Here is a 7352-nt window from a genome sequence, read left to right as displayed (position 1 = left end):
GGAAATTTTTATACATAGGTATAGATTGATTTATCAAATACATAATGAGCGGATAATAATTCAAACAATAATACACGGGGCAAGAAATTATATGAAAGAATAAAGGGCAATTTGCAGGTATTTCAGGAGCTCCTTCAGATAACACAATATTCACGCTGCGGGCCATGCGGCCCTCGATCTGCCAGAAGTATATTCGAGGAAGTGAAATCAGGCAGATACATCCATTCCCCTAAGACTGGAGTAATTCAGATACAGGGAAGAGGAATCAGCCGAACACATCCAACTCTCTAACCGCATCGCGGCCGCCCTCCGGGCTTAAGAGAGTTGGACGTCGTGAATATAAGAACGTTATCTGAAATATCTGCTTGGTGGGAAAGGAGAAGTGCTTATGAGGGTGATAATTGGTTGTTCTCTAATATTTTTAACGTATTACTTGATGGGGCTAATTTTAGATAGCTCGTTTTTTGAAGAACCAGATTATTCATATTTAATCGAGTACCTGGTTTTAGCATTAATAGGGCTTCCAAACTGCATTCTCTCGTTAAGAATGAAAATACGTAACCTTTATTTAAAATGGATTTTGTATTCGACAGTACCTGGATTACTTTTTATGTTGTTTGCACGATTTCAAGAAAGTTCCGGAGGCTTTATATCATTTTCTTGGGATTGGGGGTTGTGGGAATTATTTTTGCCTGCAATTTATACAGTGGTACAAATCATTTTTATACTATATATTTTGGCGATTAGAAATGAGAAAAAAACAAAAGAGAGTTGAAAAGAACATGTGAGCTAAGAAGGCAGATACTTTCAGATAACACCGTATTCACGCATCGCGCGGGGCGTTGCCCCTCGGTCCGGCCGAAGGACTTCGGGGAAGCGAGATCAGCCGGACACATCCGCATCGACTAACCGCATCGCGGCCGCCCCTGACGGGGCTTAAGTCGGTGAGGCGTAGTGAACACTCGGACGTTATAAGAAATCAGCGCAAAACGAGAAAACAAAAGCAAATTTCTTCTTCTAAAGATGTTAAGATAACGAATAATTTACTTTCAAAAGAAGTGAAGAAAGGACATTCTAAAATGGGAGACGTATCAAACTTAAGTAAGATTGAATCAATAAAATCTATGAAGTCGACAATTAATAAGCTTGAGAATGCCTTATCCCAAATGACTAACAATGGTGCAAATACTACACTAGTAAAGAAGAGACTCCATGCAGTTTACATCGGCTTAGCTATGCTAGAACACGTTTGGAATCAAAGCCCCCTTCATTATACTCAAGAGGATTTAACAGAAGCTCGAAAAGTTATAACTGGTCTACTTCCATCAATTGAAAACAGCTATGTTAAGTCAAAAACTGGTAGTCCTCAAAGGACGCTTTTAGAAAGAAGAATTAAAGCATTAGAACAATCTATTCAAGCGATTGACGAAATTGTCACCAAATAACTCGTGTTGTACGAAAGAGGTTATGTGAAGGTATATCGTAGAAGGCGCTGACATCTTATAACACCATATTCACGCATCGGGCTTTCGCCCTCGGTCCGGCACGAAGTTAGAAGTGGATCGGAGAGGCATTTCAGTTTCGGGGAAGCGGAAGCAGCCGGACACATCCGCACCGACTAACTGCACAAGCGCAGCCGGTTCCTGGCGGAACCTTAAGTCGGTGGGAAGTCGCGAATACGAGAACGTTATATGAAATATCCAGAAGATCCAAAACGGAAAACAAAACTGCTGTACAGGAGGTCTTTTATGAGTGTAGGATATTCTGGAACACCATTAGTAAAAAAACTAGGAATCAAAGAAGGTTCAAGAGTATTGTTTATTAATGAACCTATTAACTATTTTACTTTGCTAGGCGAAATTCCAACGGTGGAGAAAATGAATAGAAATTTATCATCAAATGATATTGATTTTGTTCATTTATTTTCAAAATCACAAGATGAATTATTTTCTTTACTAAAAGAATTTAAGGGTAAAATAAATGATTCAGGTATGATCTGGGTTTCTTGGCCGAAGAAGGCCTCGAAAATAATTACTGATTTGAGTGAGGATAACATTAGAAGATATGCATTAAGCATAGATTTGGTGGACGTTAAGGTATGTGCTATTGATGAGGTATGGTCAGGACTAAAACTAGTAATACCTTTGAAGAATAGAAAATAAGGATTTTTCGAAGAAGCTGGATATTTCACATAACACCATATTCACACATCGGCAGACAAGCTGCCTCGGTCCGGCACGAAGTTTGATGTAAACTCAAGAGGTATTTCAGAAACAAAGAAGTGAACTCAGCCGGACACATCGATCTCCCTAAGATAGGAGCTATCTAAGGGAGATCGATGTCGTGAATACAGCAACGTTATAGGAAATTCCGGCAATTTCAAATAATGGAGGTATTCTATGAAACATTTCTCGTTAATAACATTTCTCGTAACAACATTGATTTTGGCAAGCTGTACTAATAATAATTCCAATAATACTTCAAGCCCGACTGGAACTCCAACCTCAACTCCGAATTTAGCTGTAGCTTCAAATGATACAATACCTTCAGGAACAACTGAAGTGAGTACAGAATCAGAAGTGCCTGAAATTGAAGTGCCTGAATCAGAATATCCTGATGTAAATTCTTCTGAAGTAGGTAAAGTCTTAGAGGATAAATATTATTCAATTAAATCAAATAAATCACTGGTTCAGCTGAGAAATGATGAAGAATCAGTGCTTAATATTTTAGGTAAACCAATAAAGGAAACAACACCAAAACAACTCGGAGATGGAGCAGATACTTTTAGTGAAATGTATAGTAAGACGATTTCCTACGAAGGTCTCTCTTTGCGATTTTTAGGAATGTCCGAAGAAGAACTGTGGTTGGCGGAAATAGAAATAAGCAGTAACAAATATCAAACTTCTGAAGGAATTAAAATAGGAGATAGTTTAAATTCATTGTTAAATGCATATCCAAATATTAAATATAAAGATACTACTATTATCGAAGAGAAACCAAATACAAAGGTTTATGGTTTTTGGCAAGATTACCTTGGATTTTTTGCAGATTTCTTAATTGACGAGAATGAAAATATTGAAGAAATTCATATGTATTTTGTATTTGATTAATTTTGGGGAGTCTCAAGAAGGCCTGAACTTCCTATAACACCATATTCACGCATCGGGCCATTCGGCCCTCGGTCCGGCAGAAGTTAGAAGTGGATGCTAAGAGGGATTTTCAGCAGCAAAGAAGTAGATTCAGCCGGACACACCCGCACCACCTAACCGCATCGCGGCCGCTCCCTTTGGTCGCTTAAGGTGATGGGGCGTCGTGAATGCACAAACGTTATCTGAAAGACCCAAGTGCAAATATTTTCAAATACGTTAATTTGTTGTAAGATAGAACCAATCAAATTAGGAAGTGAGGTTATATTTTGATACCTCCTTATGTTGTAGATCTCTAGGTACCTTACTCAATATCCTTAAACGGGTAAATCTAAAGTATGTACCAGGGATCATATTGTTTAATAATGATGAAGTTAAAGCTTGGGAATTGGAACTGTGTAGCAAGTGTCTGAATGAACAAATGAAGTTAAAGAGAGATTTCGACCCTAGAATCAAGAAATTGAATGAGTATCGAAATCACAGAAAAACCAAGCACTATTATAATCATGAAGTTAAATGGATTCGTAACCTCACCCAAAGAAGATTTAGAATGAAATTTAAGAACAACATTTTCTATGAAGAATATTATAAGCCTATACCACATGACTATCGAACAAATGGATGGTTATCTTTTTAATCAGTGAAGGAGAGAAGAAATTCTCTCCTTTTTTTTAGAAATATTTGAATGTAACTCTTGAAGTGGGGGCCATCAGATAACACCGTATTCACGCTGCGGGGCATTCGCCCCTTGGTTGTCAGATGTATAATCATGGAAGATATGAGCAGACAACACACGACCCAGCCTAAGATAAGAGCTATCTAAGGCTGGGTCGCGTCGTGAATACAAGAACGTCATCTGAAAGAGCCCGTGGCCCTAGTGATTTCGGCGTTTTTACCCACGCATTACCCACAACAGCTTATTTTCCGATGCTGTCGATGAGGGCGTCGAGCTTTTCGACGTCCGCCCGGCGGCGAGCCTCCGTTACATGGTTGTAAATCCTGGTCGTCGCTGCATCTTTCGTGTGGCCGATTTGGCGTTGAATCGAATTGAGGTCGATTCCCGCCTCGGCGGACAAGCTAACGTATGTGTGGCGTAGATTGTGGGGCGTAAGGTGGAGCGGGAAACCCGTCCGGTTTAAGACAATCTTCATGTGTTCTTCCGCATCGCGCGGGGACATTGGGAGTCCCGGAAAAGCTCGAGCGTTGATAAAGATGAAATTTCGATCAGATTTTGCATATCTTTTTCCGACCAACAACCTAAATTTCTTCCGCTCATGAATCTGCGTCTTAAGAGCGGCAATGACCCGATCAGTAACATCTACCGTCCGGATGGACGACTTTGTCTTGGGTGTGTCGATTACGAATTTCTGGATACCGCCAGAAGCGTCGAGATTTTTTATAACCCGAAGCTGCTTAGTGGCCTCTAAGATGTCCTTGTCCTCAAGGGCGCATAACTCACCGATCCGCAGGCCGGAATAGGCGAGGATAAAAAACGCGCGAAAGAGTTGCTTTGAACGAAACGCTTCCTCCTCGTTGCTTGCTGCCGATGCCATTTCCTCGGCGGCGCGCAAGAGCAGGGCGAGTTTATCCTTTTCGAAATACAACTCAGCGGGATCTTGGTCTTCAAGCTCTTCGACCGTAGTGCTAAAATCCGGAAATGTTACTTCTTCAGTGATGTCGTGCGCGATCAAAGAATAGGGCTTATTAGCAGCTTTTTCGAACATCATGCCCATCGTTGACCACGTTTGAGTTATCGTGCTTTTGCTCAACCCTTCGCTCCTCATTTCGTCAAGAAGCTCTTGGTACTCGTATGCAGCGATTTCCTTGAGTTTTCTCCCCGTCCACCGCTTGAGCGGTCGTCTGAGCGATCCTCTACGTACCTTCAGTGTGTTGCTTTTCTTCTTACCAGAGCGCTCATAGATTTCGAGAAACTTTTCGGCCCATTGTTCGAACAGAACATTGTCCGGATCGACGTAACGATTATTGATGATATCGGCCTTTATGAGAACGCCTGCATCGAATGCCGCTTGAGCAGTAGGGTAAGATATGGTTTCCTTAAATTTGCGCCGTTTTTTACCATTCACCGTAATGGGAACGGTGTACCGAAACGTAAACCGGCCATCACGTTCCCGAACGCCTGTAGGCAGCTTCTTCTTTCGCGGCTTCTTTGCTTTTTTCTCCTTCCCTTTCTTCTCCATATTCTGGATACCTCCAAACGTATGTTCGGTTTTTGTATATGATTAATCGCCATGCGGCGAGGAAGCGCAAGATTATGTACTATAGGGCTCGAAAACGATAAGCGGGTCTAATTGGATGAGGTAGTCGTTATGGTAAACGGCGACGCCGTGATGGTCTCGCAAGCGTTCTAATGCCGCGACCAAAAAGGGCTCCGTAACGTCGAGAAATTGAGCCAACTCATATTGATTACGAACGCCAGCTATACTCGCGCGAATTAAATCATCAAGAGAAATTAAACGACGGTAGGCCCAAGCGCGGGAACGAAGTTCTTGTTTCCGGTTTGCGAGAATAGTTTGATCCAGGATGTCGCCGACCGTCTTACAGACATGACCAACCTCTTCGGCGAGTATGCAGGTTCTTTCGATGAGCGATGAAATTGCGGAGTTGATGCCGATTCTATTGTTTTTAAGAAGTCCTTTAGCTCCGGATTCCATAGGGAATTCATATACCCGTGTTCCGAGAGACTCAGCTTCCGCTATCAGAGATTCGTACCTTCTTCGCATGATGTCACGTCACCTCGTCAGAGCTTGTCTAATTTATCCAAGTCCTTCCGCATCAATTCAATTTGTTCCTCCGAATAGTCGTCGTTATGAGCAGCGATAGGCATGAGGTAAGGCTTCGCGCAGCGATCATATTCAACCTCAAGAACAGCATTAACGGTGTATTTGCCTTTTTCATCAAGAGACCTGTACTTGTTCAAAAACAGAATTTCATCGATAGAGATGTCAAAGTCGTTTGATGCGACCTCTTCGTTCGATTCATCTATTCCCATTATATATAGGGGAGTAGTTTTCAAGGCTTTGGCAAGAAGGGCGATTTTATCGCGACGCATATTTTCGATGTCGCCAGTTTCCCACTTGCGGACCGTACTTTTTCCAACGCCAACGATATTACCAACCTGTTCGAGGGTAAGCTTTAGTTCTTTCCTCCTCTTCTGTAGGTGCCGGCCATTAATATCACTCACGATTAATTCCTCCAATCTATTTGCAATTATATACAATTAGTGTCTTTTATGCAACTAATGAATCGAAATAAAAACAAAAAGTGTCTTTTAAGGGTTGACTGCTTAAGCATCGTGGATTAAGATGGAAGTGTCCAAAAAGACACATCCGAAGGAGAAGGAGGGCGGTGATATGGACAGCAATGCTTTGAAGGCAATATTGGTGTTAAAGGGAATGCGAGTCGATGACCTTATCAGAAAATTGAAAGAGAATCAAGGATTAAACCTAAGTAAGAGTGCGTTTTATCGGAAGTTGAAGGGGAAGTGTGAGTTTGACAGAAGGGAAATTCTCGCAATTTCCAAAGAGTTGAAAATCGGGCCGGAAAAAATGATGTCAATTTTTTTTAATGAAAAAGTGTCGTAAAAGATACTTTGTTTTGGAGGGATAGAAATTGAACATCGCCATATTAGAAAAAGCCCTCGATTCCGTCGTAGACGAGGCGGTGTCCGAGATTGCGAATCAAGCCCGTTCGCTGAACGAAGCGCTCGAACTAACTCGGAAAATGATTTGGATCAACAGCAATCCCGCCCTTATTGGATTGGTTCAAACCCAGGTCATTTTCCGACTCGGGGAAGAATTCCGACCGAAACCGAAATTGGTGGAGCCGGAGCCGGAAATCATGACATTCGACGTCGAGGACATCGCAAAGCGATTGAAGATCAGCAAGGAAACCGTAAAGAAGCGGTTGCGCAATGGCGAAATCGAGGGATATCGCCAGGGGCATCACTGGCGGGTACATCGCGACAAGCTTCTCGATTACGAGCGTCGATTAATGGGGGCGAGCGGATAACGAAGGCCGCCGAAAGGAGCAATTATTCAATGAAAACCTACATCGTCCGTTTCCACCATCCCCGGCACGGTTCCGTATTCGCGGAGATCGTCGCCGGTTCGCACTTCGACGCCGAGTCGGATTTCGAGAGCCGATTCGCGCAACGAATTATCTCGATTCACGAGAAGCCGGCTCATT

The 7352-nt window shown here is 42.4% G+C and carries 10 protein-coding genes; 6 read left to right on the top strand and 4 right to left on the bottom strand.

Annotated features, from left to right (window positions below):
- Positions 1–388: 388 nt before the first annotated feature.
- The 4 genes from ACESLK_RS23455 to ACESLK_RS23440 all read left to right on the top strand — a co-directional run bounded on the left by ACESLK_RS23455 (position 389) and on the right by ACESLK_RS23440 (position 3110).
- On the top strand, positions 389–775 hold the full coding sequence (locus tag ACESLK_RS23455) for a hypothetical protein (protein WP_373232137.1): 387 nt from the start codon (positions 389–391) through the stop codon (positions 773–775).
- A 304-nt stretch (positions 776–1079) separates the two neighbouring features.
- On the top strand, positions 1080–1445 hold the full coding sequence (locus ACESLK_RS23450) for a hypothetical protein (protein WP_373232139.1): 366 nt from the start codon (positions 1080–1082) through the stop codon (positions 1443–1445).
- Positions 1446–1748: 303 nt separating this feature from the next.
- Complete coding sequence (locus ACESLK_RS23445) at positions 1749–2162, top strand: hypothetical protein (protein ID WP_373232136.1); 414 nt, start codon at positions 1749–1751, stop codon at positions 2160–2162.
- Between the two features lie 237 nt (positions 2163–2399).
- Complete coding sequence (locus ACESLK_RS23440) at positions 2400–3110, top strand: hypothetical protein (RefSeq protein ID WP_373232135.1); 711 nt, start codon at positions 2400–2402, stop codon at positions 3108–3110.
- 953 nt (positions 3111–4063) lie between these two features.
- On the opposite strand, the gene ACESLK_RS23435 is transcribed toward ACESLK_RS23440, so the two are convergent.
- From ACESLK_RS23435 to ACESLK_RS23425, 3 genes are all read right to left on the bottom strand, one after another.
- Positions 4064–5344 (bottom strand): tyrosine-type recombinase/integrase, encoded by a 1281-nt coding sequence (locus ACESLK_RS23435; RefSeq protein ID WP_373232134.1) that lies wholly within the window; start codon positions 5342–5344, stop codon positions 4064–4066.
- 72 nt (positions 5345–5416) lie between these two features.
- The gene (locus ACESLK_RS23430; protein ID WP_373232133.1) at positions 5417–5887 is read right to left on the bottom strand and encodes an ImmA/IrrE family metallo-endopeptidase; all 471 of its coding nucleotides are present in this window, start codon (positions 5885–5887) and stop codon (positions 5417–5419) included.
- A gap of 17 nt (positions 5888–5904) precedes the next feature.
- Positions 5905–6348, bottom strand: coding sequence for a helix-turn-helix domain-containing protein (locus tag ACESLK_RS23425; RefSeq protein WP_373232132.1), 444 nt, complete (start codon positions 6346–6348; stop codon positions 5905–5907).
- 169 nt (positions 6349–6517) lie between these two features.
- Here ACESLK_RS23425 and ACESLK_RS23420 point away from each other — a divergent pair, with 169 nt between their 5' ends.
- Both ACESLK_RS23420 and ACESLK_RS23415 read left to right on the top strand, forming a co-directional pair.
- Positions 6518–6748 carry a BetR domain protein gene (locus ACESLK_RS23420; RefSeq protein ID WP_373232131.1) on the top strand — a complete coding sequence of 77 codons (231 nt, stop codon included), beginning with the start codon at positions 6518–6520 and terminating at the stop codon, positions 6746–6748.
- 28 nt (positions 6749–6776) lie between these two features.
- Entirely contained in the window at positions 6777–7175 is a 399-nt protein-coding gene (locus ACESLK_RS23415; RefSeq protein WP_373232130.1) for a helix-turn-helix domain-containing protein, read from the top strand.
- Positions 7176–7201: 26 nt separating this feature from the next.
- On the opposite strand, the gene ACESLK_RS23410 is transcribed toward ACESLK_RS23415, so the two are convergent.
- Positions 7202–7351, bottom strand: a complete 150-nt coding sequence (locus tag ACESLK_RS23410; RefSeq protein ID WP_373232129.1) for a hypothetical protein — start codon at positions 7349–7351, stop codon at positions 7202–7204.
- Position 7352 lies beyond the last annotated feature (1 nt).

The organism is Cohnella sp., from assembly GCF_041640265.1.
Lineage (GTDB): Bacteria > Bacillota > Bacilli > Paenibacillales > Paenibacillaceae > Cohnella.
This window is presented reverse-complemented; position numbering and strand designations above follow the sequence as displayed.